This is a genomic window from Actinotignum saccati (assembly GCF_051265055.1).
In the GTDB taxonomy this organism is placed as follows: domain Bacteria; phylum Actinomycetota; class Actinomycetes; order Actinomycetales; family Actinomycetaceae; genus Actinotignum.
The window spans coordinates 190,893-216,234 of record NZ_JBOZCC010000004.1 but is presented as its reverse complement, the minus strand read 5'-3'; the positions used below and the strand labels follow the sequence as shown (position 1 = coordinate 216,234).

General features: G+C 64.5%; 20 protein-coding genes. 11 read left to right on the top strand and 9 right to left on the bottom strand.

Annotation, left to right across the window (positions count from 1 at the left end):
• Position 1 precedes the first annotated feature (1 nt).
• Complete coding sequence (locus tag ACRQEC_RS05070) at positions 2 to 1,153, top strand: ABC transporter permease (protein WP_026428354.1); 1,152 nt, start codon at positions 2 to 4, stop codon at positions 1,151 to 1,153.
• A complete protein-coding gene (locus ACRQEC_RS05065; protein WP_284889335.1) occupies positions 1,154 to 2,965 on the top strand; it encodes an ABC transporter ATP-binding protein in 1,812 nt (603 codons plus the stop codon).
• Positions 2,966 to 2,984: 19 nt separating this feature from the next.
• Here the strand turns inward: ACRQEC_RS05065 and ACRQEC_RS05060 are convergent, their stop codons facing one another.
• A complete protein-coding gene (locus tag ACRQEC_RS05060) occupies positions 2,985 to 3,788 on the bottom strand; it encodes a hypothetical protein (protein WP_284889334.1) in 804 nt (267 codons plus the stop codon).
• Positions 3,785 to 4,363: a PH domain-containing protein gene (locus tag ACRQEC_RS05055; protein ID WP_284889333.1), complete on the bottom strand. Its 579-nt coding sequence runs from the start codon at positions 4,361 to 4,363 to the stop codon at positions 3,785 to 3,787. Before ACRQEC_RS05055 ends, ACRQEC_RS05060 begins: the two co-directional genes overlap by 4 nt.
• 255 nt (positions 4,364 to 4,618) lie before the next feature.
• Here ACRQEC_RS05055 and typA point away from each other — a divergent pair, with 255 nt between their 5' ends.
• The 4 genes from typA (at position 4,619) to fdxA (ending at position 9,371) form a co-directional block, all read left to right on the top strand.
• Positions 4,619 to 6,541: a translational GTPase TypA gene (typA, locus tag ACRQEC_RS05050; protein ID WP_284889332.1), complete on the top strand. Its 1,923-nt coding sequence runs from the start codon at positions 4,619 to 4,621 to the stop codon at positions 6,539 to 6,541.
• Positions 6,542 to 6,648: 107 nt separating this feature from the next.
• On the top strand, positions 6,649 to 7,200 hold the full coding sequence (locus tag ACRQEC_RS05045) for a hypothetical protein (RefSeq protein ID WP_284889331.1): 552 nt from the start codon (positions 6,649 to 6,651) through the stop codon (positions 7,198 to 7,200).
• Positions 7,176 to 8,990: a VanW family protein gene (locus ACRQEC_RS05040; RefSeq protein WP_284889330.1), complete on the top strand. Its 1,815-nt coding sequence runs from the start codon at positions 7,176 to 7,178 to the stop codon at positions 8,988 to 8,990. The genes ACRQEC_RS05045 and ACRQEC_RS05040 overlap by 25 nt, the downstream gene beginning before the upstream one ends.
• 51 nt (positions 8,991 to 9,041) lie before the next feature.
• Positions 9,042 to 9,371, top strand: coding sequence for a ferredoxin (fdxA, locus tag ACRQEC_RS05035; protein ID WP_126135113.1), 330 nt, complete (start codon positions 9,042 to 9,044; stop codon positions 9,369 to 9,371).
• A gap of 68 nt (positions 9,372 to 9,439) precedes the next feature.
• On the opposite strand, the gene ACRQEC_RS05030 is transcribed toward fdxA, so the two are convergent.
• Complete coding sequence (locus ACRQEC_RS05030) at positions 9,440 to 10,732, bottom strand: Maf family nucleotide pyrophosphatase (protein WP_320756865.1); 1,293 nt, start codon at positions 10,730 to 10,732, stop codon at positions 9,440 to 9,442.
• Positions 10,733 to 10,751: 19 nt separating this feature from the next.
• Positions 10,752 to 12,428 (bottom strand): DUF885 domain-containing protein, encoded by a 1,677-nt coding sequence (locus ACRQEC_RS05025; protein WP_284889328.1) that lies wholly within the window; start codon positions 12,426 to 12,428, stop codon positions 10,752 to 10,754.
• 197 nt (positions 12,429 to 12,625) lie between these two features.
• On the opposite strand from ACRQEC_RS05025, the gene ACRQEC_RS05020 reads away from it, so the two are divergent.
• From ACRQEC_RS05020 to ACRQEC_RS05010, 3 genes are read left to right on the top strand one after another with little or no spacing between them, the layout of a single operon-like run.
• Positions 12,626 to 14,101, top strand: a complete 1,476-nt coding sequence (locus tag ACRQEC_RS05020) for an adenylate/guanylate cyclase domain-containing protein (RefSeq protein ID WP_284889327.1) — start codon at positions 12,626 to 12,628, stop codon at positions 14,099 to 14,101.
• 53 nt (positions 14,102 to 14,154) lie between these two features.
• Positions 14,155 to 14,826 carry a response regulator transcription factor gene (locus ACRQEC_RS05015; RefSeq protein WP_026428345.1) on the top strand — a complete coding sequence of 224 codons (672 nt, stop codon included), beginning with the start codon at positions 14,155 to 14,157 and terminating at the stop codon, positions 14,824 to 14,826.
• Between the two features lie 9 nt (positions 14,827 to 14,835).
• A complete protein-coding gene (locus ACRQEC_RS05010; protein ID WP_284889326.1) occupies positions 14,836 to 15,909 on the top strand; it encodes a sensor histidine kinase in 1,074 nt (357 codons plus the stop codon).
• Positions 15,910 to 15,915: 6 nt separating this feature from the next.
• Here ACRQEC_RS05010 and ACRQEC_RS05005 read toward each other — a convergent pair whose 3' ends face one another.
• From ACRQEC_RS05005 to ACRQEC_RS04995, 3 genes are read right to left on the bottom strand one after another with little or no spacing between them, the layout of a single operon-like run.
• Positions 15,916 to 16,434, bottom strand: coding sequence for a GtrA family protein (locus tag ACRQEC_RS05005; protein ID WP_284889325.1), 519 nt, complete (start codon positions 16,432 to 16,434; stop codon positions 15,916 to 15,918).
• A 20-nt stretch (positions 16,435 to 16,454) separates the two neighbouring features.
• Positions 16,455 to 17,864 carry an LCP family protein gene (locus ACRQEC_RS05000; protein WP_284889324.1) on the bottom strand — a complete coding sequence of 470 codons (1,410 nt, stop codon included), beginning with the start codon at positions 17,862 to 17,864 and terminating at the stop codon, positions 16,455 to 16,457.
• Between the two features lie 2 nt (positions 17,865 to 17,866).
• Positions 17,867 to 19,240 (bottom strand): LCP family protein, encoded by a 1,374-nt coding sequence (locus tag ACRQEC_RS04995; RefSeq protein WP_284889323.1) that lies wholly within the window; start codon positions 19,238 to 19,240, stop codon positions 17,867 to 17,869.
• A gap of 179 nt (positions 19,241 to 19,419) precedes the next feature.
• On the opposite strand from ACRQEC_RS04995, the gene ACRQEC_RS04990 reads away from it, so the two are divergent.
• Both ACRQEC_RS04990 and ACRQEC_RS04985 read left to right on the top strand, forming a co-directional pair.
• Positions 19,420 to 20,277, top strand: a complete 858-nt coding sequence (locus tag ACRQEC_RS04990) for a glycosyltransferase family 2 protein (protein ID WP_284889322.1) — start codon at positions 19,420 to 19,422, stop codon at positions 20,275 to 20,277.
• A gap of 174 nt (positions 20,278 to 20,451) precedes the next feature.
• Entirely contained in the window at positions 20,452 to 22,833 is a 2,382-nt protein-coding gene (locus ACRQEC_RS04985; RefSeq protein ID WP_284889321.1) for an N-acetylmuramoyl-L-alanine amidase, read from the top strand.
• Between the two features lie 118 nt (positions 22,834 to 22,951).
• Here ACRQEC_RS04985 and ACRQEC_RS04980 read toward each other — a convergent pair whose 3' ends face one another.
• On the bottom strand, positions 22,952 to 24,118 hold the full coding sequence (locus tag ACRQEC_RS04980; protein WP_284889320.1) for a nucleotide sugar dehydrogenase: 1,167 nt from the start codon (positions 24,116 to 24,118) through the stop codon (positions 22,952 to 22,954).
• Positions 24,119 to 24,344: 226 nt separating this feature from the next.
• Entirely contained in the window at positions 24,345 to 25,337 is a 993-nt protein-coding gene (rfbB, locus tag ACRQEC_RS04975) for a dTDP-glucose 4,6-dehydratase (RefSeq protein WP_016443166.1), read from the bottom strand.
• Between the last annotated feature and the right edge of the window lie 5 nt (positions 25,338 to 25,342).

Here is a 25,342-nt window from a genome sequence, read left to right as displayed (position 1 = left end):
GATGAGTGAGAATCGCTCGAAAACAACCGTCGCGTCGCTCGACCCGGAACACGTTGTTGAGGTCGACGACGCTCAGCTCGCTTCCTCCAGCCCCTCCTATTCCCAGGGGCGCCTGGTGCTGCGCCGCTTCCTGCGGCATAAGCCCGCGATGGTATCCGCCGTCGTTCTTATTCTTGTGACGCTGGTGGCCTTCCTGTCCATTGGCTGGAATATGAGCTTCTTTGGGCTGCACTGGCATTTCTCCGGTTTGTGGCGCCACAATTACACGGATGTTCTGGAAGTCGTCAATAACGGCAAGCCGACCCTGACCTGGACCTCGCTGGGCGAACACCCCTTCGGGCAGGACAATATCGGTAAGGACTACTTCGCCCTCACCATGAAGGGCACCCAGATTTCTATTATTATCGCCTTCGTCGTCGGGCTGGTTTCCACCATTATCGGCACGGTTATCGGCGCGGCCGCCGGGTACTTCCGCGGCTGGACCGAAGCGATCCTCATGCGCATCACCGACCTCTTCATCGTGATCCCGCTGCTCATCCTCGCCGCGGTTATCGGCAAGATGGTGGGAAGCCAGGGCATTTTGTTCCTCGCGGTCATGCTGGGTGTGCTCTCTTGGACGGGCTTGGCGCGCCTGGTGCGCGGCGAAGTGCTCTCCTTGCGCGAACGCGAATTCGTGGCCTCGGCCCGCGCGCTGGGAGCCTCCCCGTGGCGTATTATTTTCCGCCACATCCTCCCGAACTGCCTGGGCACAATCATTGTTTCGGCAACCCTGTCGATTTCTTCGGCCATTCTGCTGGAAACGTCGCTGTCCTTCCTTGGTTTCGGGGTGCGCCCGCCGGCAACTTCGCTCGGCTTGCTTATTTCTACCTACCAGACCACGTTCTCGACCCGCCCCTGGCTCTTCTTCGCCCCGGCCGGTCTGATCCTCATCATCGCGCTGTCCATTAACTTCATTGGTGACGGCCTGCGTGATGCCTTCGATCCGCGCCAGCGTTCTGCGGTTTCGCGCCGCAAGATGAAGGCCCTTGCCGAAGGACATATTGAGAACGACGTCGAAGCTGATCTCATGCCGGTGACCACCGCGGCCACCACCGCGACGGGTGGCGAGCACGCCGCTCCCGCATCGGACGCCACCGAAAGGAAGGGCGAATAAATGCGTCTCGGAAAACGCGCTGCAACAACGCACGATAAAGCTGCCTCCGCGGCCACGCTGAAGGCCGACCAGCCCGTCGTCACCCCGCACCCGAAAACCGATAAGCCGGTGCTCGGCTTCGGTGAACTGGACGTCAAATTCGCCACCGAATTCGGTGCGGTTCACGCCGTACGCGGCGTAAGTATTGATGTGCGCCCGGGCGAAGTGGTGGGCCTGGTGGGTGAATCCGGTTCCGGCAAGTCCGTCACCTCCACCACGGCCCTCGGCCTGCTCCCTTCCAATGCTGTTATTAGCGGGAGTGTGCAGGTGGCCGGGCGGGAAGTGCGCGGGATGACCTCGCGGGGCATGCGCGCCCTGCGTGGTGCCGAAGTGGGCATGGTGTTCCAGGAACCCATGACCGCCCTCAACCCGGTGCTTACCATTGGCCGCCAGATGACGGAAGGTCTGGAAACCCACGGGCTCGCCTTCGGGGAAGATGCCCGCAATCGCGCGGTTGCCATGCTCAAGGCCGTCGGGCTGCCCGATGCCGAAGAGCGCATGAACCAGTACCCGCACCAGCTTTCCGGCGGGCAGCGCCAGCGCGTAGTCATCGCGATCGCGCTCATCGCCAACCCCTCCGTCATTATTGCGGACGAACCGACCACCGCCCTGGACGTGACCGTCCAGGCCGATATCCTCGACCTGCTGCGCTCCCTCAAGGACCAGCTCAATACCGGCATTCTGCTTATTACCCACTCCATGGGTGTTATTGCGGATATGGCCGACCGGGTCCATGTGATGTTCAAGGGTGAGATTGTGGAATCGGGCGACGTCGTTCAGGTTCTTAACCACCCCAAGCACCCGTATACGCGCCGGCTGCTGGAAGCCGTGCCGCATCTGGGCCAGGGCCGCGAGCAATTCGGTTTCTCCCTGGAAAAGGAAGCTTCTATCGACCTCAATAAGAAGGTGCTGGAAGCTAAGGACCTCGTTATCGAATACGAGATTCCCGGCAAGGAGCCTTTCCGCGCGGTTGATCACGTGTCCTTGGATGTTGCCGAGCGTGAAATCGTGGGCCTCGTGGGCGAATCAGGTTCCGGTAAATCTACCATCGGCAAATGCGTGCTCGGGCTCATCCCGGCAGCTTCCGGTGAGGTGAAGATCTTCGGTGAGGACCTCGTGGGTGCTTCGCGTAAGCACGCCCAGGAGCTGCGTCAGCACGTGGGTGTGGTCTTCCAGGATCCGGCCGCGTCCCTCGACCCGCGTTTCCCGGTGGGCGATTGCATTATGGAACCGCTCGATGTTCATAAGGTCGGCACCAAGGCGGAACGCCGCCAGCGCGTGTACGACCTGCTCGATGCAGTGCGCCTGCCGCGTTCCTCCTTCAACCGCTACCCGCATGAGCTGTCCGGTGGCCAGCGCCAGCGCGTGTGCATCGCCCGCGCCCTGGCCCTGCGCCCCAAGCTCCTCATCGCGGACGAACCGACCTCCGCGCTGGACGTGTCCGTCCAGGCCCAGGTCCTCACCATGCTCTCCGAACTCCAGGACGACATGGGCTTCGCCTGCCTCTTCATTTCGCACGATCTTGCGGTGGTCGATATGCTGTCGCACCGCGTGGTGGTGCTGCAAAACGGCAAGGTCGTGGAAGCGGGTCAGCGCGAGGACGTCCTCCACAACCCGCAGGAAGCCTACACTCAGCGCCTCCTGGCCGCCGCTCCGGTTCCCGAACCGATTGAGCAGCGCCGCCGCCGCGAAGAACGCCACGCGCTGCTGCGCAAGCAGGGCCGTGAAGTCTCGCGTTTGCGTTTGAATGAGAACGACGACGCCGCCAACTAGGCGAGAGTTACTCTGGCGCTCAGGTGAATGCCAGGCCGCAGGTCGCGGCTAGGCAAGCCACCCACGCCACACACAGAACCGCTCGGTTACGATCCACGGATCGCACCGGGCGGTTTGTGCTAGGTGCACTCGGCGCTGGGCTGGTCTCCGGTGTGCATGGGCCGGCATCTACACCCGTGCCGCGTTGCCGGCCGGTTTCCCGCTTGGCTGCGCCGGCCGTGCCAGCCGCGCTTTCTTGCGCTGCCCGCAGCTGCTCCGCGGCTCGGGCGAGCGTGACCCAGCGGGTGCGGGCAGCTGCGCTGCGCCCGGGCAGCGCGGGAAGATCAGCGTGGCGAGCGGCCGCCGGATGCCGGGCGGGAAGAAGCCGGCGCCCGGCCGCCAACGCGCCGCCGGCAGGGAACGCCGCCGCATCCCAATGCTGACCGCCCCGGGCGTGGGTGGTGAGATAAAAGCGAGTGGTGAAGCTTGCCACCGCGCCCCAGGGCAGGTAGATCGTGCGCAGCGGGTTAATAATCGTCAGGCCCGCGGCGCTATAGCGCAGCTCGGGAAGGAAGAAAAAAGAATAGGCGGCCCCGGTAACCCCGGCCCCTAGGAAAGCGGCGGCAAGAGCGGAGAGCGGCATAGGAACCCCGGCCGCAATGAGAATCAGGGGCGCGAAGCCAAGGCCACTGAGGAGGCCGCCTTTAACGATCTGGCCGCGCGAACGCAGGGTCACCTCGCCCGCGTGACGCCTCGCTCCGCCGTGCCCGGCCGTTTCGCTCCCATGCCCGGTCACTTCGTTTCCGCGGTGGTCCTCGCCCGCGTGCGTACCTTCCGCACTCACAGCGCCACCGACCAGGCAATACCGCCGAGCACCCCGAGCACTCCGGCCACCGCGAAAGCGAATCGATCCCAGGCCCAGTGGCGCTCCACCCGCGGATGCTCGCTAGGGGCACCCGCGGGAACATAACGGGAGGCCACCGACTCAATGAACTTCCGTACCGGCAGCGTTGCCGTGGTGACCGTATGATCCCCGGAATCGTGGACCGGGACGGCGCGGCGAGTATCCGGGGTAGGGCGCCCGACGGAGCCGAAGGCGCGGGCGTGAATGGCCGCCCCGTCCGTCGTCGTTATAACAAGACCGTACCCGGATTCGACCGCACGTAAACGAGGGAACGGAATCCGCAGGTCGCGGAAGGTATTGCGTATCGTCACCCCGGAACCGTCCACGTCCACGCTGGGCAAATAGAAGAGCGCGTACCCGGCTAGACACATGCCGGCGGCGAACACAGCCGCGGGCGGCAAATAACCCCACCCGCCCTGCCACACCTGCATGACCAGGGCGATGATTCCGATAGCGCCGCACAGCCCGGCGGCGGGGGCGGCCGAGGCGCCGCGAAGACGATAACGTGCAGACATAAGCATATTTTCCCACGTTCGCGCCCCGATTGCCGAAAACTGCGGCCTGGCCACCGTTCGCTGCGCCCCGGTCACCGCCGGCCGTGCCGCAATCACCGCCGAGCGCGCCCCGATCACCGCCCGCCGCGGCCGGCGGTGGTGATTCTTGACATGGTGGCGTATACGGCGGCGGCCAGGCGAGTAACATTGCCAGGGGTTTGCGCTCGCGCAGCCCGTATGTCACAACGCCGGCGCGGGCCGGCAGGGAAGTAGGTTATGGATAGTCGCAACGATCTTCGCAACGTTGCCATTGTGGCGCATGTTGATCACGGGAAAACCACTCTCGTGGACGCGCTCATGTGGCAGGCCGGGGCTTTCGGAGAGCGCGCCACCGTGGAGAAAACCGGGGAGCGCGTCATGGATTCCGGAGAACTGGAACGCGAAAAAGGCATCACCATCCTCGCGAAGAACACCGCGATCCATTACCGCGGGCCGGCCGCGGCTGCGGCTGGTGCACCTGAGGGCATCACTATTAACGTGATCGATACCCCCGGCCACGCCGATTTCGGCGGGGAAGTCGAACGCGGCCTGTCCATGGTGGACGGCGTTATTTTGCTCGTGGACGCCTCCGAGGGCCCGCTTCCGCAAACTCGTTTCGTGCTGCGCAAGGCCCTGGAAGCCTCGCTGCCCGTCATTATTGTTATTAATAAGGTGGATCGCCCGGACGCGCGCATCGCCGAGGTGGAATCCGAAACCCAGGATCTCCTCCTCTCCCTCGCTTCCGACCTGGATCATCCCGATCCGGATATGCTCGATTCCCTCCTGGAAACCCCGGTGATTTACGCTTCCGCGAAGGCCGGGCGCGCGAGCCTGAGCCGCCCGGCGGACGGCCAGCTGCCCGAAAGCACCGATCTGGAGCCGCTGTTCGAGGCGATTGTCAACTACATTCCCGCCCCGCATTTCGAGGCGGACGCCCCGCTGGCCGCCCAGGTCACCAATCTGGATGCCTCGCCTTTCCTCGGCCGTATCGCGCTGCTGCGTATTTATTCGGGCACCATTAAGAAGGGTGCGACAGTTGCGTGGGTACGCGCTGATGGTACGACGTCGTCGGCCCATATCTCGGAACTGCTCCTCACCGAAGGTCTGGAACGTAAGCCGGCCACCTCTGCCCGGGCCGGCGATATTGTGGCGATCGCTGGTATTCCGGATATTACGATCGGTGATTCTCTGGTGGATCCCGAGGATCCGCGCCCGCTGCCGCCCATCCACGTGGATGACCCGGCTATTTCTATGACCATCGGTATTAATACCTCGCCGCTGGCCGGCACCGAAGGCAAGGGCCATAAGCTCACCGCGCGGCAGGTCAAGGACCGCCTCGATCAGGAACTCGTGGGTAATGTGTCCATCCGGGTCCTCCCCACCGGCCGCCCTGACGCTTGGGAAGTGCAAGATCGCGGGGAACTGGCTCTGGCGATTCTGGTGGAGCAGATGCGCCGGGAAGGCTTCGAGCTGACGGTGGGCAAACCCCAGGTCGTCACCCGCACCATTGACGGAACCGTATGCGAGCCGATGCAGCGCACCACCATTGACGTGCCGGAAGAATACCTCGGCGCGGTCACCCAGCTTATGGCCGCCCGCAAGGGCCTCATGGAAACGATGGCGAATCACGGCACCGGCTGGGTGCGCATGGAATTTGTGGTGCCGGCCCGCGGCATGATTGGTTTCCGCTCCGCGTTCCTCACCCAGACCCGCGGCACCGGCATTGCCGCCTCCATTTCGGAGGGCTACGCCCCCTGGATGGGTGAGATTTCTTCGCGGGCCACCGGCTCCCTGGTCTCCGACCGGGCCGGGCAGGTCACCGCCTACGCCCTCCAGCGCCTGGAAGACCGCGGCACATTCTTCGTCACCCCGGGCCAGGAAGTATATGAGGGCCAGGTCGTGGGCGAAAACCCGCGTGATGAGGATATGGACGTCAATGTGGTGCGCGCCAAGGAAATGACAAATATGCGCTCGGCCACCGCCGACGTGTTTGAGACCCTGCAAGCGCCCCGACGGCTTACCCTAGAAGAAGCTATGGAATTCGCTGCTGATGACGAATGCCTGGAAGTAACCCCGGAATCCGTGCGGGTGCGCAAAGTTGTGCTCAGCGCGGTGGAACGCGGCAAGATCGCCGGGCGGAAGAAGCGCGCGAAGAAGTAGCGCCCGCCCGCGGTGCGGCGTGAACGGCTCGCATATAGCGGCTGTTCTACCCGCCCGCGGTTACGGCCCGGCCTACCAGCGGCGCGCCCGCCCAGACAAGGAGTGAGATGAGGAACCGCACCCCGCGCCCGAACACGCCCCGCGTCTCGGGGGACGCCTCGTCCCATACGGCGCGCCCGGTTCACGCGGCGCGCCCAAACGCGCTGGGAACCGCGCTGCGGACGTGCGCGAAGCTCGCCACCGGCCTGCTGCTCGGTGCCTTCGCCGGAGCGCTGGCCGCGGTCACCCACGCGGGGCTGGCGGGAATTCCCGGCCTGGCCACCGATATTGTGTGGGTCGGCCCGCTCCTCGCCACGCTGCTCATTGCCAGTGGCGCATCTTTCGCCCGCGATTGGCTAGGATCATGGTGCTGGGCTGGATTCTGGCTGGGTGAAGTGGCCCTTACCTTCTGGGCATTTGCCGCCCCCGGCTACGGCGACATCGTGGCCTTCCACGGGGTGGCCGCGAATCTCTGGCTTATTCTGGCTCCGCTCGCCGGGGCATTCCCGCTGATCGGCGCCCTGGTGCGCCGCCGGCATTCCACGCCTCCGGGCCCACACCCGCAGGCCAACCAGGATCAACCACAGGAGGACGCATGCGACCTGAGCACACGCCGCTGAGCTTCGACACCGGGGAATTCCGGCAGGTGGAAGCTACCCGCAAGCTGCGCTGGCCCTGGATTGTTTCCGGGGTTATTGCGATCTTGCTTCTCGCTTACGTGGGTTATGCCTGGTACAGCGCCGACCGGGTGGCGCGGGGCACCACGGTGGCCGGTATTGAGATCGGCGGGATGAATACCGCGACCGCCACCGAACACCTCAGCGGCGAGGTCGCCGCGCGGGTGGCCCGCCCGGTCGAGGTGGTTGTGGAAGGCACCAGCGTGAGCGTCAACCCGGGCGATTACTCCCTGGGCGTGGACGCGGCGGCCACGGTGGAGAGCCTGACCGGTTTCACCCTCAACCCCGTGGAGATTTTCCACCAACTCACGGGCAAGGGTGAGGTCGCCCCGAAGGTCACCGTGGACGATGCCGCATTATCCGCCCAGGTGGATACCGTTCGTAATAGCACCGGGGTGGAGGCGCGTAATGCCACCCTCGTGATGGAAGGTACGACGGCGCAGCTCAGCCCGGCGCAAGCCGGGCGCGCCGTCGACCCGGAGGCCACCCGGGCCGCTCTGATTGAACAACCATTGCGCGGCCAGGAACGCATCGAACTGGAAGCGGTACCCGCCGAGCCGGCCATTAGCACCGAAGCTGCCGAAAAGGCGCGCGCGGAGCTGGCCGGGCCGCTGGTCTCCGGCGATCTCACCGCGAAGGTGGGGGACCGGGCCGTGAACCTCAGCCCGGCAACTTTGGCGCAGGCGGCGTCCTTCGTGCCGGAAGGTGCGGCGCTCCAGCTTAAGCTGGACGGTAAAGTGCTGGGCGATGCGGTGCGGGCCGCAGCTCCGGACCTGCTCAAACCGGGTGTGGATGCCCGCATTGAGATCGTGGACCACACCACGCCCAAGATTATTCCCTCCCAGGACGGCGTGGGTATTGACGACGCCGCCCTCGCCTCCGGCGCCCAGGTGGCCGCGCTGCGCACCGCTGCGGCCGAGCGCCTCGTGGAACTGAGCCCCGCCCCGATTCCGGCGGCTTTCAGCACCGCGGATGCGGAAAAGCTCGGGGTGAAGGAAGTGGTCTCGGAGATTTCCACCCCGCTCACCAGCGATTCGGTGCGTACCACCAACCTGCGGGTGGGAACCCGGAAAATCACCGATACCCTGGTCAAACCCGATGAGACGTTCTCCCTGGAAGCAGCGCTGGGCCCCATCGAATACTCGGAAGGCTTCGTTTCTTCCGGGGTGGTTATGAACGGCTTTAATAACGAGGCCCTGGGCGGCGGGCTTTCCCAGCTGGCCACAAATGTTTTCAATATTGGCTACCTGGCCGGTTACGAGGATGTGGAGCACCGCCCCCACACCAAGCATTTTTCCCGCTACCCCATGGGCCGCGAATCGACGCTGTGGTCCGGTTCCATTGACGTGAAATGGAAGAATACCACCCCGTACGGCGCGGTGATCGACACCTACCTTGAGGGCGGGTACGTGGTCACGAAGCTGTGGTCGACGAAGTATTACGACGTCGAAACCTGGACCTCGGAACCGCGCAATTATCGCCAGCCGGTTATGACGGAAGGTAAGGGCCCGGATTGTGAACCCCAGGGTCTGGGCGATCCCGGATTTACTGTGACGGTATCCCGCACCGTGAAATTGGGGGATAAGGTCGTTGAGGATTCGTCCTATGACTGGACCTACCAGCCCGATCACGGCCGCACCTGCCCGAAGCCGGAGCCGGCTACCCCGCCCGCACCCGCTCCGCAAGCCGAAGGGGCTCCCGCACCAGCTCCAGCCCCTGCGCCCGGTCACTAGATTTGGTGCTGGGCGTGAGCTCGGATTACGGTAGAGGAGGAGGTGACACCGGTGGCTTATGTCATTACCTTGCCGTGCGTCGATACCAAAGATCGGGCGTGCGTGGACGAATGCCCGGTGGATTGCATTTACGAAGGGGATCGTACCCTCTACATTAATCCGGACGAATGTGTAGATTGCGGGGCTTGCGAACCGGCCTGCCCGGTGGAAGCCATCTATTACGAAGATGATGTTCCCGAAGAATGGTCAGTATTCACCGCCGTCAATGCGGAATTCTTCTCCGAATTGGGCTCCCCGGGCGGGGCGCAAAGCCTGGGGCCCACCGGCACCGACCACCCCTATGTGGCCGGCCTGCCGGCGAACGTTAACGACGAGTCCTGAGCCGGAGACCTGCTCGACCACGGTTTCCATGCAGCGCTAATTACGCGCGGGAGAGTGATCGCGCGGCGCTAGCCGCGCGCGCCGTCGTTCCAATCGAGGGTGGTGCGGGCCAGCTCGCGCACCTGCGGCCAGGTGGCCGCGAAGGAAGGAAGCAGCGGGTAGGAGGTAACATTCTCCACGTTCACCCAGCGCAACTCCATGGACTCCCCGTCGGCCACCGCCTCGAGCCCATCGCGGCAGCGCGCCACGAAACTGGTATAGGACCAATCCGCATGCGCGGTGGTGAGCTCCCCGCCGCGGCGCAGATCCGTGGGAGCCAGTGCAGTCTCCTCCGTGAATTCGCGCAGGGCGCCCTCCCAGGGCTCCTCGTCCCATTCGCGCGCCCCACCCGGGAAAGCCCAGGTAGCGCCGCCGTGGCTCCAGGGGGAGCGGTGCTGAAGCAGGATCTGGATGCGCCCGGCGTGGCGCCGGAAAGCCGCGATCCCGGCCGCCCCGTTCATCCCCCAATGGCGTTTCCCGCAACCGCATAGCAGGAAACCGTCCGCGCCGTGATGAACCGTGCCGTGGTGGCTATCGGCCAGGAAACGCTGCGCGGCCTCCGGGAGCACCCCGAGGGCCGGGCGGGCCGGCTTCGCCCAGAACTGGGTAAAGGACAGACCCAAGTGCTCCACCAGGGAACGCAGCAGCGGTAGGGAAATGCCCACCACCCCGTGGTAATCACCTTCGAGGCGGTCAATGAAGGGGCCGCCCAAGCCGTCCGCGGTAAAGGAACCGGCTACTTCCAGGGGCTCCCCGGTGGCGATATAGGCCTCGATCTCCGCTTCGCTCAGGTGCGCGAAGGTCACCTTCGCGCGGGAAATCCCGGCCAGGGAACGCCCGGAAGGAACATGGACCAGGCAGTGCCCGGTGTGGAGAATCCCGGAATTGCCGGACATGCGAGCCAGGCGCTCGCGGGCCACCTCCGGGGAATGCGGTTTCCCGTAAACCTCGCCCTCGAACTCGAACATGGAATCGCAGCCCACCACAAAATCGGCGCGCTGGGCCGGCCCGGGGGTGGCGGCCACATCGCGGGCTTTAGCCGCGGCCAGCGCCAGCACCCCCTGGGAAGGACCCCCGTGCACCCGCGCGAGCAGCGCATCTTCATCCACGTGCGAGACCTGCACCAGCGGCTCCACGCCCGCGGCCCGCAAGGTGGCCAGGCGGGCGGGGGACTGGCTGGCGAGAGCCAAGGTAAGGGAGGGCAGCGCGGGCATATGCGGTGCAGGCGCGTGCCCAGCGGACGCGCGGCCTGCGGGCATATGCCCCGCGGGCGTGCGCCCAGCAGCAGGCGTATGCGCCGCGCCGCCCCCGTCATGAATCATCGGCATAGGAAAGACCGGCCTAGCGCGAAAGCTCGCTGCGCAGCACGTCCAGGCCCACCCCGCCCAGGCGCAGGGCCTTCATATGCCACGCCTTGAGGTCGAAACCGGCACCCGCGCGGGCCCGGGCTTCCTCACGCAGTTCCTTCCAGATCCGCGCACCCACCTTGTAGGCGCTGGCCTGCCCCGGCCAGCCGAGGTAACGGTCCAGCTCGTAGGAGAGGAAGGACTGTTCCATGGCAACATTCGCGCGCAGGAAACGCCAGGCGGCGTCGTGATCCCAGGCGCCGGTGCCGAACTGCCCGCCGGCCACCTTCCCGGCGTCCTTACCCAGGTGCACGCCCATATCCACCACGATGCGGGCCGCGCGCAGCCGCTCGGAATCGAGCACACCCATGCGGTCACCCGGATCCTCGTGGAAGCCGAGCTCGGCCATGAGGGCTTCGGCGTAGAGCGCCCAGCCTTCCCCGTGCCCGGAAACCCAATAGGCCTGGCGGCGCCACGCATTGAGCTGATCCTTGAGGTAGACGGCCAGACCCAGCTGGAGGTGATGACCCGGCACCCCTTCGTGGTAGACGGTGGTCTTTTCCTGCCAGGTGTGGAATTCGGTCACGCCTTCCGGCACCGACCACCACATGCGCCCCGGCCGCGAAAAATCATCGGAGGGCCCCGTGTAGTAAATACCGCCCGAATTCGAGGGCGCGATCATGCATTCGATGGTGCGCATCGCCTCGGGAATATCGAAGTACTGCGTGGCCGCGGCCATGGCATCATCCGCGGTGTGCTGCATCCACGAGCGCAATTCCTCCACACCGTGCAGGGTGTAGCGTTCCTCCTGATCGAGGCGGGTGAGGGCCTCGTTCACGCTCACGCCCTCCCCGTACAACTCGCGCGCAATGGCTTGCTGTTCCGCGTCGATACGCTCCAGTTCGTGGATACCCCACTCGTATGTTTCATCCAGGTCGACGACGGCGCCCAGGAATTCGCGCGAATGCAGCGCGTAACGATCCCGGCCCACCGCATCATTTTCGGTAGCACCCGGGAGCAGACCCCGCAGGGTTTCCGCCAGCTCCCCGTAAGCGGCGCGGGCCTGAGCTGCGCCCTGCTCCAAAGCTCCAGCGAGCTGCGGGGCTACGGCCGCCCCGCGCTGGGCCAGGCCGGCGAAACTACCCGAATCAGAGGCGGCAGCGAGGGCCTGCTCCAGGCAGCGCTCCACCTGCCGGGCCGCAAACACGGGGCCGGACGCGGCCCGCTGGGCCAGGGATTCCCGGTAGCCGGCCATGGCCCGCGGCACATCGCTCAGGCGCTCCGCGATGGTTTCCCAATCGGAAGCACTGTCCTGGGGCATCACATCAAAAACATCACGAATTCCCTGAAGCGGGGATTCAATAACATTGAGCTTGCCGACTTCTTCGCCGGCTTCATACAGCTCAATTTCCAGGCCGAGGCGATCACGCAGGCCGGCTGCGGTCACCCGATCCGTGGCATCGCGCTCTTCAAGGTGATCGAGGGCCGCCAGGGTCTCCCGCACGTTATCGATATGCGCGGCAATCCCGGCGGGGGAGTAATCATCAAGTTTGGTTTCGGGGGCACCGGGCAGGCCGGTGAACGTCACCGTTTCGGGTGAGGTATCGAGGACGCGCTGGAAATAGCGGTCCGCGAGGGCATCAATATCTGTGTGTTCTCGTTTATTCTCCACTGCTCCAGAATAGCCCGCGGCTACCCGCCACTCCACTCCCAGCAAAATCCCCGGATGAAAACATGGACGTTAGTGTCAAGGACGACTAGTATACTGTGATGGAAGGCACTTTATTTATAGCCGGCGGTTGGCGCTCCCCGTTCTCCTCACCTGAGGTGGCGCTGCGCCGGTGCTAAGCAGCTAGGGAAGGGGCGAGTGTGGCTGAGCAATTCGCTAGCGCGCCGCGCCCCGCACCCCAATCCGAAACATCACCCGGAACCGGGGCCGGGGCGGGCCGGAGTGCGCGGGAACGCTCCAGCATCGGCCCGGCCATGAGCCCGGATCTCATCGCCTACCTCCTCGGGGGCGGGGCCCAGCCGGCCGCTAGCGCGCAGCTCAGCGCGGATGATATGGCCCAGTTGCGGCGTAATACCGCAGCTGATCTGCCCCTCGGTCCCGAATCGGGGGTGCCGCGCTCCGGGACTGCCGCCCGTATGGAAGCCCCGGTGGATCGTAATTTTGTGCCGAGCCGAGAAACCGCGGCTCGCACCCCGCAGCGTTCGCGCACCTCCCTCCCGGATACTGGTAGTCGGCCCGGGGGCGCCACGCGCGCTTCTCAGTCCGCACTGCCGGCTGCGCCGGCGTCGTTGCCGCACAAAGAACCGCGCAATGAGCCGCAGCCTGCGGAAACGGAAGGCACCGCGTTCTCCGCCTATATGGAACACCTCGAGGGCGGGCTGCCGCGCTATACCCTGCGCCAGGCGGCGGAGCTGACCAATATGGATACGGAAGGGGTGCGGCGTTTTTGGCTGGCCCTCGGTTTCCCCTCCATCGTGGATGAAGATAGCGAACTCGTGTTTACGGACGGGGATATTCGGGCGATGCGGGCGATGGCGGAATCGCTCGGGGAATCCCCGCTTACCGAATCGGCCCTCACCTCGCTGCTACGCGCCAGTGCCCACAACGTGGATCGCATGCTGCAATGGCATGTGGAAACGCTCCTGGAGCTGGCCGAAACTAGCGGCGGGCTCGGGCCGGTGGATGCGCGGCGCTGGGTGCTCGATCATTTCCCGGATATTGAAGAATTTTTGCGGCGCACCGCCGCCTACACCTGGTCGCGGCAGGCGGCCGCGCTGCTGCGCCACACGGAAGCGGAAATCGCGCATATTAATGAGGATGATGCGATCCCGCAGCTGCCGCGCGCCGTCGGCTTTATCGATATCGTGTCCTTCACGAACCGGACCGAACGGATGACATCGCGCCAGTTCATGGAGTTTATTGAGCGTTTCGATTACACCTGCCGGGCCGTGATTACCGGCGGTGGCGGGCGCGTGGTGAAATCCATGGGCGATGCTTTCCTCTTTATCGCGGACGACATCGTCACCGGGGCGGATATTGTGTGCGATGTGACCCAGGCTCTGCGCGATACCCCGGAGATTCCGGCGGTGCGCGCCTCCCTCACTTGGGGGCCGGTGCTCGGGCGTTTCGGTGATGTATTCGGGCCCTCGGTGAATATGGCCTCCCGGCTGGCGGATGTGGCCTCCCCGGGTACCGTGCTCACCTCGCGGCCGGTGGCTACCGCGCTCAAGGCGGTGGGGGAGAATCGCTTCACCACGATCTCGGTGGGGACTCCGACCTTGCAGGGCCTGGGGGCCACCGAGGTGCTGGAATTGCGCCGCATCCGGGCGCATTAGGAGCGTTTGCCTTGACCCCTGAGTGAAAAAAGAAAATAGCTTAGACTTTCAGTGTGACTACTTTGCTTCTTGTTGAGGATGACGCCGCTATTTCCGGACCGCTGGCCCGTGCGCTCGCGCGGGAAGGATATGCCGTGACGTGTGTTGATACCGGGCTGGATGCTCTGGAACAGCTCGCCCACGGAGTAGATATTATGGTTTTGGATCTCGGGCTGCCGGATATGGACGGCCTGGACGTGGCGCGGCAGGCCCGCGGGCGAGGCCACACCTTCCCCATCCTTATTCTCACCGCACGCGCCGAAGAAGTCGATATGGTGGTGGGCCTGGATAGCGGGGCGGATGATTACGTCACCAAGCCGTTCCGGCTCGCGGAGCTGCTAGCCCGGGTGCGGGCGCTGCTGCGGCGCACCGAACAGGGCACCGATCATTTCACCGCCCAGGATATTTCGGTGGATACCGGGGCGCGCCGGGCGACGCGTGCGGGCGTGGAGCTGGCGCTCACCGCAAAAGAATTCGAATTGCTCACCGCGCTCATTCGCCGCGCGGGGGATGTTGTATCACGCGAAGCGCTCTTCAGCGAAGTGTGGGGGGACGAAAAGGCGTCCGCTTCGAAGAAACTCGATATGCATATTTCGTGGTTGCGCCGTAAATTGGGCGACGACGTTGACAGCCCTCGCTATATCTCCACGGTGCGGGGACTGGGCTTCCGTTTCGAAACACGCTAAGAAGAACCCATGCGCGCACGTTCTTTGCGGATGACGATCCGCACCGCGCTGGCGGCCATTTTGCTGGTCGGTATTCCGGCGCTGGTCATGGGCGGGGTGACGATCCCGCGCAATGCCCTCGATGAAGCGCGGGCCCGCCGCGATATGCTGCTTTTCCTAGGCGCGGAAATCCTGGCGATTATCGTGGCGATTTTGGTGGCGGTGGGGATCGCCATGCGGGTCTCGCGCCGTATCTCCGCGCCGCTCATCTACCTGGCTGCCGCCGCGGAACAGCTGGGTGCGGGAACCACCCGCCCGCAAATGGCACCCTCCGGCATCGAAGAAATCGACCTGGTTTTTGAGGAGATCGCGCGGGCCGCGGATCGCATGGCCGGGCGGCTTTCCGCCGAACGCCAATTCGCCGCCGACGCCTCCCACCAGCTGCGCACCCCGCTCACCTCGCTATCCATGCGGCTGGAAGAAATCCAGTACCTGAGCAACGATCCGGACGTCAAAGAAGAAGCCACCCGCTGCCTGGAACAGGTCGAGCGCCTCACCGGGGTGGTCACCGATCTGCTCCACGCCTCACGCGCCCAGGAAAGCGCCACGGAAGCGGTGGCGCTACAACCGATTTTCACCCAGCAGGGCGTGGAATGGGAGCGTGCTTTCGCGGCCGCGGGTCGCAAGGTGGTTTTCACGGTGGGTGATCACGGCCCGGTGCTCTCCGATCCCGGGGCGCTTTCTCAAATTATTGCCACGTGTGTGGAAAACTCGCTGAAATACGGGGCGGGAACGACGACGGTCACCTCGCGCCCAGCCGGCCGGGGCGTCATTATCGATATTAGCGACGAGGGAGAGGGGGTAGCCCCTGAATTCGTGGAAGCTATTTTCACGCAGGGATTCTCCCTGGGCGGCTCCACCGGATTCGGCCTGCCGCTCGCCCGCCAACTGGCCGAACGCAACGGCGGGCGCCTGGAATTATCCCAGGCCCAGCCCCCTATTTTTTCGGTGGTCCTCGCCGCGCTCCCGGCGGCCCTCGACCCGGCGAAAGTTTTCCCCGCGGGCGGGGAAATTTCGGTGGGGGCACGCCGCCGGCGTTTCTAAAATCTGCTACTCGCGCACCCGAAACACCACGTAGCGGTAGAGCACGTAGCGGCAGGCGGTGCCCAGAATCAGCCCCACCACATTGGAAGAAATATTATCGGCCAGCTGGGAGCGCATATCCAGCACGTAGCGAGAGAACCACAAGCATCCCAGCTCAATAGCCATCCCGCACAGGTTCACCGCCACGAATTGCAGGAATTCCCGCATTTTTTCCGCCGAACGCTGGGTGCGGAACGTCCACAGCCGGTTCGCCACCCAAGAAAAAATCACGGACAGGGTAACGGAAATGACTTTCGCGGTCATGGATTGATCGCCGGGCAGGCGCACCAGCCCGGTATGCGCCAGCAGATTAAAAATACCCACATTGACGATATAGGCACCCAGGCCCACCGTGCAGAATTGCATGAATTCCACGAGCCACTGCCGGAAGGTTTGGCCTTTGAGTAAACGGCGCATGAGTTTGTCCACCCGGGCGCGGGCGGAGGAACGCGGTTCTGGTGTTGGCTCTGGTGCTGGGCTAGTCATCGCGCTGAGACTATCACGCTTTAGAAACTGGGAAGCATATCGGCGGGAGTCAGGGTCCCCTCGCGCATCTTCCGGAAGAATTCCGGGGTGCGCTGCGGATCGAGGAGCACATTGGACTGCCCGTTGGCCCGGTAGTCCAGATCGGCAATCGGGGGAACCCCGGCCAGACCGCCCTCGCCCAGTACGCTTCCGAGCGCCAACCCGGCCCGCCCCACGTTATACAGCGAGGTCCCTTCATCCACCGTAAGAATGGAGCCGGCGGTGCCGACCATGCGCCGCTGCAGCGGGAAATTCACCAGCGTTGCCGGGGTTTTCAGCTTGCCAATCAGGGAGGAGACCACCTGGCGCTGCCGGTTGGTACGCCCCAGGTCACCCAGCGGATCGGATTTACGCATCCGCGCGAAAGCGAGGGCTTGGGCGCCGTTGGTATCGTGGCAGCCAGCTTCCCACACCATGCCCGAGTCCGCATCGTCTACGTCGGCGTCGTAGCACAGGCGCACCCCGCCGGCGGCGTCCACAATCTGCTGCACCCCGGCCATGGAAATTTGGATGTAGTGATCCACGGTCATCCCGGAAAGTTCCTCCACCGTTTCCACCAGCAGCCGCGGCCCGCCCAGCGCGAAGGAAGAATTGAGCTTTTGCTCGCCTTCCCCGGGCACGTTCACGTAAGAATCACGCGGGAGGGAGACCAGCGCCGGCGCTCCGGATTCGGGCACGTGCAGCAGCATAATGGTGTCCGCGCGCTCGCCTTCGGTCGGGTCATCAATGCCGTCTGCCTCGCGCACATCCGAGCCCACAATCAGGTACGTGGTCCCGCTTGTTGCCGCGGCTCCACTCAGCGCATCCGCGCGGGTGAGCTTGGAGTTGCCGTAGAAGAACAGGTAGGTAGGCCAGGCCACCGCGAGAATAAGAAGAACGACGACGACGCCAGCGACCCAGCGCCACGGATGGCGGCGCCGTGCGCGCCGGGCAGGCGCACCCATTCCGGGCACCTCCGGTGCGGGTTGCCCAAAATCGCTGGGCTGCGGGAAGCCGCTGTGCTGCGCAAAGCCACCGTTTGGAGTGTGCGGAGCGTAGCCGCGGGCCTGCGGCTGGGAAGCCGCAGGCGGATAGGAGGGCGCCTGTTCGAAAGATTCTGCCGGACGAGCGGGCGCTACCTGGCGCTGCGGCGCAAAACTGGGGGGCTGCACGGGAGCGGGCCGGCGCGGCGCCCCGGCATTGCGGGTGGCTCCGGCAGCGGGGATAGCACCGGCGGCGGGGGCAATCCCGCCGCCGCGGGGGTCCCCGGAAACATCAGGATGCTGTTCGCGTGCCTGCGGGGGCACCGCGCGGCCGCGGCCGACCGGCTGCGCGCCCTGCGCGGAGGGCCGCGGAAGCCTGCGCTTAGGCGGGAAGGACGGTGGTGGGGTAGCCCCATGGAAACGGTTCATGCTCAGGGAATCGCATTCTCTCGGGTGCACACGGGTGCGGACTCGGTGCTCTGGGCGGTGGTGGGAGAAGTGGCGGAAGCGGTCTCATCCGCGCCGGGAGCGGCCGGCGTAGACGTGCTCTCGGAATTCGCGTCTGCGGTGCCGGTATCACCCTCGGTGCTGCCCGCGGCTCCGGACGCTCCTTCGCTGCCCGCAGCGGCGCTGCCGGCACTTGGCGTAGCACCCGCGGCGGTACTGGGAAGAGCATCGGGGCTACCTTCCGGGGGAAGGCCAACGAAAACGCCGTCGGCATTCTTTTCCGCACGTACCGGAACGTCGCGGCGCAGCGCCTCCCACACGTATTCGGCGCTATCGGTGGCGACCACGCGGTTACCGGCCCACGCGAAAGGCATGGTCCAGAAGCGGATATTGGCCGGGTCAATGGAACGCAGCGAATTTGCCAGGCCCACAATATTGCTGATGGAGCCGATCTCCTGGGAGGTTTGCAGGGATTGGGTGGCGGCGTCGAGCAGGCGCATGAGGCGGCCGAAATCGGTGAGGAGATTGGAGCGGAGGGCCTCGGCGGCCACCGCGCTCACCAATTCGTGCTGGCGCCCTATACGGGAAATATCCGAGCCGTCCCCCACACTGTAGCGGGCCCGGGCCAGGGCCAGAGCCTGGGTGCCGTTGAGGAGGCGGCACCCGGAAGCAATATCGAGGCCGGCGCGCTCGTCGTACAAATCATCCGCGAAGTACATAGGAACCCCGCCCAGGGCATCCACGGTGGAAATAAAGGACGCGAAATCCACCACGATATAACCGTTGAAGGTAATGCCGGTCATCTGGTGGAGGGTGGTCATGGTGCAGGCGGCTGCGCTGGCAACATCGCCGTACTGGCCGCCAATAGCGAAGGCGGAATTGAACATGGTTTCGGGGGCGGGGCGGGTGGTGACCGTTTCCGAGCCCCCGGAAGAGGTACGAATCGTGCAGGAGGGAATATCCACGAGGGTATCGCGAGGCACGGACACAATATCCACGCGGCTACGATCAGCGCTGATATGCATGATCATGGTGGTATCCGCGCGCATCCCCCCGACTTCGCCGGATTCTCCAGCGTTATCAATATCGGAAGCCCCGCTGCGCACATCCGAACCGAGAACAAGAATATTGAGCGGGCGGCCCGCGGAAGGATCCACCGGCTCCGCCGCGGCGGCGGAAGGAACCAGATCATCAATATCCGCCCGGGTGATATTCCCCTGGTAGCGCGCCCACGCGGACCACAGGGCCGTGCCGAAGGTGAGCAGAAGTGCAAGCAGCACCAGCACCACGACCCGCCACCACGAAGAGGTACGGCGTCCACCGATCAGATGCGCTGCGGCGCGTGAGTTTTTTGCCACCACCTCATCATAGGGGTTCGGGCGCGTCGCCCGCTGGAAGAAGCGCCGCACTGCGGTGTTAAGCACGGTGGCGCGGGCGGGTGCTAGCGGGTGCGCGGCGGTGTGTGGAAGCGGGCCCGTGCCCCCGCCTCCACGCGAGTGCGGCGGCGGGCAGCGGCGCGCTCGGCTAGGCTAGGACCATGCGCATTCGTGTCATCACCGTGGCTTTCAATCCCGGGCCGGAACTGGAAGCTTTTCTCGCCTCCCTCCCGGCAGCCCTGCGGGAAGCCCACGAATGCATCATTGTGGATAACGGCTCCGAGCACGCCGAAGTGGATCGGGTAGCCCGCGCCCACGGGGCGCAGGTGGTGCGCACCGGCGAAAATATCGGTTACGGCCGGGCCGCCAACCGCGGAGCCCGGGGCTTTACCGGTGAGTGGCTGGTGGTAGCCAATCCCGATGTGGTGTTTACCCCCGGCTCCCTCGACGCCCTGGTGCGCGGGGCGGAACGCTTCCCGCGGGCCGGTGCGCTCGGCCCGCTCATTCGCACTCCGGAAGGGGAGATCTACCCTTCGGCTCGCCAATTCCCGCGGATCATTTCCGGGGTGGGGCACGCGCTGCTCGGGAATATCTGGCCGAATAATCCCTTCTCCCGCTCCTACCGTTCCAATGCGGATGTCACCCGCGCCCACCCGGTGGATTGGCTTTCCGGGGCCTGCCTGCTGCTTCGCAGGGAAGCCTTCGAGGCCGTGGGGGGTTTCGATGATTCCTATTTCATGTTCTTCGAGGACGTGGCCCTGGGGGAGGCCCTGGCTCGGGCGGGCTGGCACTCGGTTTTCCTCCCCGAAGCGGAAGTGATTCACTCCCAGGGTGCTTCCTGGAAAGACCAACCGGCCGCCATGCTGCGCGAACACCACCGCAGCGCGGCGCACTATATCGATAGCGTGTACGCGCGCCCCTGGCAGGCGCCCTTGCGCTGGGTGATCCGGGGCGGGCTCGCGCTGCGGGCGCAGCTGCACGTGCGGGCGGCGCGCGCGGCGCGTCGTCGTTCCAACTAACTAAAACGTATTAAAATCACATCGGAGCTGCGAGTATCCGCGAGGCGGCTCCACCCCTCACTCCGCGACCTCAATCGAATAACACCGATGTATTTTTATGAGGTTAAAGTAAAACGGAGTTAAGGGTGTGAAAATTGGGACTTTTGCCGTAAGGTAAGTCTGGAAGCTGCCCGTATGAGTTCTCATCGTGGCGGGCGGCGTGAACCGGAGGAAAAAATGACCAAACGTCGCGGTCTTGTTCTAGGAACCGTGCTGGCGCTCGCGAGTGCGGGCCTTGCCGTCCCGATTGTGGGCTACGCTTTTGCCGAGAACGATGATGCACAGGGCAGTATTGTTATTCCGCTAACAACCGAAGCGGGGGATCTCACCACCACCGCCACCGCACAAATTGACGAAGAAGCGGAGAGTAAGCCTGGCTCCTCCAAGGAAGCCGAGCCGCGCGAGGCAGCGCACCCCACCGAGGCCTCGCACCCCACCGGGGAAGCCGAGCCCGCCCAAGAAGCGAGTGCCGGGCGCGCGGGCGGCGTCGTACCGAATGCGGTGCGCACGAATGTTCTGCGCGCCGTGGGAACCGAAAACAAAAGCGCCGAAAACGGAGCCGAGGATAGTGCCCCCGGCGCGGAGCTGGCTGATAACTACGCCGTCTTCACCAGCCCGGTGCGGGTGGACGAACCCTTCGCGGTGGCCGGGCTGACCTGGAACCGCGGGGAGAGCCTGCCCGAGGGTGCCTCCATTGAGATGCGCACCCTGGATGGGGAGCAGTGGTCGGATTGGTACGAAGTGGGCGAGGAGTCCCAAACCGAGCGCGAACGGCCCGGCACGGAGTACAACGTCTCGGGGGAATCCACCGGTATTCAGGTGCGTATTACCCAGGGCGAGGGCCCGCTCCCGGCCGGCCTGCGCATCGATATTGCCTACACCGCCGAGGGTGACACCGTGGAGGTGGAGGAGGCTGAAACCGCGCCGATTCTGCCCGAACGCGGGACCGAAACCGATCCGGTGGTCAATCCCGAAGAGGGTGAAGAAGAGATTCCGGCCCTGGGGGCTTCGCTTTCCGCCGCGCGCGGTGGGGGCACCCTGGAGCAGGGCAGCGTGGTGGCGAACGGCCTGCTTCCCACCGCCCGCGATTGGACCAACCGTATCGGCACTCGTGGGATCCACACCCGCGCCGATTGGGGCGCGGACGGCTCCCTCATGACCTGGCCGGTGGAATACGCCACCTTCCAGGGCATGGTTATCCACCACACCGCCGGCTCGAATAACTACACCCAGGCCGGGGTACCGCGTGTTATCCGCGGGATTTACGCGTTCCACGCCGTGACCCGCGATTGGGGCGATATTGGCTATAACGTGATCGTCGATAAATACGGCGGGAAGTGGGAAGGGCGCTACGGCACCCTGCAATCCCAGGACGGCACCATGGCCATTGGTGCGCACGCTGCCGGGCGCAATACCGGAACCATGGGCGTGTCTGTGCTCGGCACCTTCACCGCGGACCACCGCCCCTCGCAAACCATTCTTAATACCCTCGCGGATGTGGCCGGCTGGAAATTCGCGCTCGCGGGCCTGGATCCGCGCGGCACTACCTCGCTGACCATTCCGCAGCGCAATAATTCGGCGCGCTACCGTTCCGGCGAAGCGATGCCGCGTATCGTGGGGCACCGCGATGTGGGCAATACTTCCTGCCCGGGCACGATTTACGATTCCATCGGCTCCATTCGTGAGAACGCCTACCGTATCTATACGCAGCTGCGTTCCGGTGGTGGTACGACGACGCAGCCCGCGCCACGCCCCACTCAGCCACCGGCACCGCGCCCGCCCGCCCCGCCGGCTCCCGCGCCGAGCAATCCGCGCCCGTCCTCCAATGTGGCACCTTTCCCACCGCGCTTCTTCCTCGCTAATGGCTGGGGGCGCACCGCCGATATTGTGATGGACTACGGCCTGCGCGGCGATGAAATCCTCACCGGCGACTGGAATGCAGATGGGCGCGATACCCTGGCGATTCGCCGCTCCAATATTTTCCACGTGCGCGATACCCTCACCTCCGGGGTTGCCACCCGGGTCTTCAGCTTCGGGCGTGCCGATGACGAGGTGTTCGTAGGCGACTGGGACGGCGACGGCGTGGATACCTTCGCGGTGCGGCGCGGCAACCTGCTGCTCGTGCGCAATTCCCTCACGTCCGGCCCGGCCGATGCGGTCTACTGCTTCGGCAACCCGGGGGATACCTGGCTGGTGGGCGATTGGAATGGCGACGGCGTGGACACCCTGGCGGTGCGGCGCGGCAACGTCTTTATCTTCACCGATAACCTGGCCACTAGCGCGGTTTCCGGGGAAATGGCCTACGGGAACCCGGGCGATGAGGTGCTCGCCGCGAAGATTGAGCCCCAGCGCTCCACCCTCGTGGTACGCCGCGGGAATGTGTACGTGGTGCGCGGCCCGCTCAGCGGCCCGGAGGTGACCGAAGATGTTACCTACGGGCGTCACAGCGATATGGTCATCTTCGGTGATTGGGATGGCCGGGGCGGCCAAACCCTCGGGGTGGTGCGCTCGCGCTAAGTACCGATAGGCACGAGTTTCGGTCAAGACATACGGGCTGGGGATATACCGCTATGAAGCGGAAATCCCCGGCCCGTACCTCTAGGCGCAAGCGCGCCGCTGCGCTTGAGCGCCGGTTTTAGTCCCGCCCGAAAATATCGCGGGTGAGCACCGGGGTGGAGGTTTCCGGCATGGTGCCATCCAGGCGATTCGTGATAATCACATCCGCGCGATCCTGGAATTCCTCCCAGGAATCCAGCACCGGAATATCCCCGAGGCCGCCCGGTTTCAGCGCCGGATCGTAAACAAGCACCCCCACATCCCGCGCCCGCAAGTGCGCCGCGAGGCTGAGGGCCGCCGAAGCCCGGTGATTATCCGAGCCCGATTTCATGGCGACCTTGTAGATCCCCACCGTGGCGTAGCCGGCCCCGGCCAGGCGGGTAGCCAGGAACTCGATCCGGGTGTCATTCGATTCCACGATAGCGGACATGAGGTTTTCGGGCACGCCTTCGAAATCGGCGCGTAATTCCTTCGTGTCCTTGGGCAGGCAGTAGCCGCCGTAGCCGAAGGAGGGATTATTGTAATGATCCCCGATACGCGGATCGAGGCCCACCCCGCGGATAATCTCCGCGGCGTTGAGGGAGCGCGCCATCGCGAAAGAATCCAGCTCGTTGAAATACGCCACCCGCATGGCTAGATAGGTATTGGAGAAGAGCTTAATCGCCTCGGCTTCCCGGGTTCCCACCTGGATAATAGGGACGTCGCGCGCTTCAGCTCCCTCACTCAGCAGCTGGGCGAAATGGGCAGCTGCGGCGTCGTCGCCCGAAACAACAATGCGCGACGGGTTGAGATTATCGTGTAGCGCCTTGCCTTCGCGCAAAAACTCCGGGGAAAAGACGATGCGCAACTGCGGGAACGTTTCTTGCATCCGCGCGGTAAAACCGATGGGGATAGTGGATTTAATAACGACGACGGCACCGGGATTCGCCTCAGCTACCTGCGCAATCGCACTTTCAACAGAGGCCGTATCGAAGGCATTGGTCTCCGTATCGTAATCGGTAGGGGTGGCGATCACCGCGTAATCAGCACCCGTAAGCGCCTCAATATTCGAGGTGGTAGCCCGCAGCGAAAGCGGCTTCGTGGCGAGGAACTCTTCGATTTTGGCATCCTGGATCGGGGACGTGCGGGCGTTAATCGCATCCACTTTCGCGGGATTGAGATCCGATCCGACAACATCGTGGTGTTGGGCAAGAAGGACGGCGTTGGCCAAGCCCACGTAGCCCAGCCCGATCACAGCAATCTGCATGATGCTCCTAGCTCTTGGGTTGCGTTCAGTATAGCCGGACTGCCGCGCGGCGGCTCGGTGGGACACGGAAGGGGGGCCGCGGCGAGGCTCCCACGCATAGCGCAGCCCCGCTCGCGCTCCTCGCGGCACTCAGGGTGCGCATCGGAGAAGTGCGAACGGGGCAGCGGAAGGCCGGCTCATGCAGGCAGCTCATGCTGGCAGTGCCGATGGGCCGGGGCGGGGCGCTTTAGTGGCCGGTCTTGGCGTACTTGGCCTCCACGGCTTCCTTCTGCGGGCGCCACCACTCTTCATTGGCCTTGTACCATTCCACGGTGTCATGCAGACCCGCGGCGAAGTCCTTGAACTTCGGCTGCCAGCCGGTTTCTTCCACCAGCTTGGAGTTATCAATGGCGTAGCGCTGATCGTGGCCGGGGCGGTCATTCACATGATCGAAATCATCGGGTTCGCGGCCGAACTCCTGGAGGATCATCTTGACGACCTCGAGGTTATTCTTTTCGCCGTCCGCGCCGATGAGGTAGGTTTCCCCGATCCGGCCCTTATTGATGATCTCCCATACCGCCACGTTGTGATCGCGCACGTGGATCCAATCGCGCACCTGGAGGCCGGTGCCGTAGATACGCGGGCGGATACCGTCCAGGAGGTTGGTGACGGTACGCGGAATGAACTTCTCCACGTGCTGGTAGGGGCCGTAGTTATTCGAGCAATTGGAAATGGTGGCTTCCACCCCGAAAGAACGCACCCAGGCGCGTACCAGCAGGTCAGAGCCGGCCTTGGAAGCCGAATACGGGGAGGAAGCGATATAGGGATCGCCATCCTGGAAGCGGCGCGGTTCGTCAATCTCCAGGTCCCCGTACACTTCGTCGGTGGAAATGTGGTGGAGGCGTACTCCGTGGCGGCGTACCGCTTCCAGAATCGTGTAGGTACCCACCAGGTTGGAGCGAATGAAGGGGGAGGGATCAACAAGAGAATTATCGTTATGGGATTCCGCCGCGAAATTCACCACCAGATCGCAATCCTTGACCAGGGGATCAACGGTATCCATATCCGCAATATCGCCCTGGACCAGGGTAACGCGGTCCAGGCCCTCAATGGACTTGGGATTACCCGCGTACGTGAGTTTATCCAGGACGACAACTTCGGCATCCGGATAATCCTCGACAGTTTGGTGAACGAAATTCGCGCCAATAAATCCGGCACCGCCGGTAACCAGGACACGCATATTAT

Coding starts and splice junctions, on each gene's coding strand:
- ACRQEC_RS05070 (WP_026428354.1), top strand. CDS start 2: ATGAGTGAGAATCGCTCGAAAACAACCGTCGCGTCGCTCGACCCGGAA.
- ACRQEC_RS05065 (WP_284889335.1), top strand. CDS start 1,154: ATGCGTCTCGGAAAACGCGCTGCAACAACGCACGATAAAGCTGCCTCC.
- ACRQEC_RS05055 (WP_284889333.1), bottom strand. CDS start 4,363: ATGTCTGCACGTTATCGTCTTCGCGGCGCCTCGGCCGCCCCCGCCGCC.
- typA (WP_284889332.1), top strand. CDS start 4,619: ATGGATAGTCGCAACGATCTTCGCAACGTTGCCATTGTGGCGCATGTT.
- ACRQEC_RS05045 (WP_284889331.1), top strand. CDS start 6,649: ATGAGGAACCGCACCCCGCGCCCGAACACGCCCCGCGTCTCGGGGGAC.
- ACRQEC_RS05040 (WP_284889330.1), top strand. CDS start 7,176: ATGCGACCTGAGCACACGCCGCTGAGCTTCGACACCGGGGAATTCCGG.
- ACRQEC_RS05030 (WP_320756865.1), bottom strand. CDS start 10,732: ATGATTCATGACGGGGGCGGCGCGGCGCATACGCCTGCTGCTGGGCGC.
- ACRQEC_RS05010 (WP_284889326.1), top strand. CDS start 14,836: ATGCGCGCACGTTCTTTGCGGATGACGATCCGCACCGCGCTGGCGGCC.
- ACRQEC_RS05005 (WP_284889325.1), bottom strand. CDS start 16,434: ATGACTAGCCCAGCACCAGAGCCAACACCAGAACCGCGTTCCTCCGCC.
- ACRQEC_RS05000 (WP_284889324.1), bottom strand. CDS start 17,864: ATGAACCGTTTCCATGGGGCTACCCCACCACCGTCCTTCCCGCCTAAG.
- ACRQEC_RS04990 (WP_284889322.1), top strand. CDS start 19,420: ATGCGCATTCGTGTCATCACCGTGGCTTTCAATCCCGGGCCGGAACTG.
- ACRQEC_RS04985 (WP_284889321.1), top strand. CDS start 20,452: ATGAGTTCTCATCGTGGCGGGCGGCGTGAACCGGAGGAAAAAATGACC.
- ACRQEC_RS04980 (WP_284889320.1), bottom strand. CDS start 24,118: ATGCAGATTGCTGTGATCGGGCTGGGCTACGTGGGCTTGGCCAACGCC.
- rfbB (WP_016443166.1), bottom strand. CDS start 25,337: ATGCGTGTCCTGGTTACCGGCGGTGCCGGATTTATTGGCGCGAATTTC.